Consider the following 757-nt stretch of genomic DNA (forward strand, 5'->3'; position numbering starts at 1 on the left):
TGGCCAAACGGCCATTCAAAGCCGTATTGTTGAGTATAGAACTGTGCCGGGGTGGCAACCCCTTTCAGCAACCCGCTGTTGCCGTTAATCTCGGTGGCCAGCCGGGTCGGCATGATCATCAGCATATCGCAGGGCTGGGTCGATTCCGGAGAATCGTTCAGTCTGTCCCAGCATTCACCGATATTGATCGCCTCTGACCAGCCGGCCATCCCGAACCAGTCGGCATACTGCCGGGTCAGGAGGCGGGCAATGATAACACGCGCCGGCTCAGGCACACTGTCCCAGCGCATCAGGCTGATGGCAGACTGGCGGTACAGGCTGTCGATCAGTTTGATATTGTTATTGTTCAGCGGCACATTGTCCTGCAACAGCTTCAGCCACTGTTCAAAGGCCAGATTATGGGCCGCCGGTGCCGCCGTTCCGCAGATTAATTCCGGGTAAGGCGTATAGGTTTGCGGTTTTGTCGGCTTAAATATCCCCGCACACCCCGCCAGAAACAGACGCCGGCTTTGCAACACTGCCTGGCGGTAACCGGGGATCTCCTCACCACAGACCCACTGCTGCATCACATCAATGCACACGGATTTGCCGGTGATTTCCAGTTGGTTTGTACACCATTCTGCCATGTTAATGTTCCTCATGTTTAAAACTGTTCAGATAAAACAGAGGAACCGCGCCATCAGGGGCACGGTTCCCCCGATGGGTAGTGAAAAAAACGCGCGTTAACCGATATCCCGCAACAGATCCTCAAGACTGC

At 55.1% G+C, this 757-nt stretch carries 1 protein-coding gene; it reads right to left on the reverse strand.

The genetic code is table 11. The features are described 5' to 3' along the window. On the reverse strand, window positions 1–626 hold a 626-nt coding region (locus PSI15_RS18320), incomplete at its 3' end, for a DUF1281 domain-containing protein (RefSeq protein ID WP_273584765.1). Window positions 627–757 lie beyond the last annotated feature (131 nt).

The sequence above is a fragment of the Xenorhabdus sp. PR6a genome (genome assembly GCF_028599065.1).
Classification (GTDB): Bacteria; Pseudomonadota; Gammaproteobacteria; order Enterobacterales; family Enterobacteriaceae; genus Xenorhabdus; species Xenorhabdus doucetiae.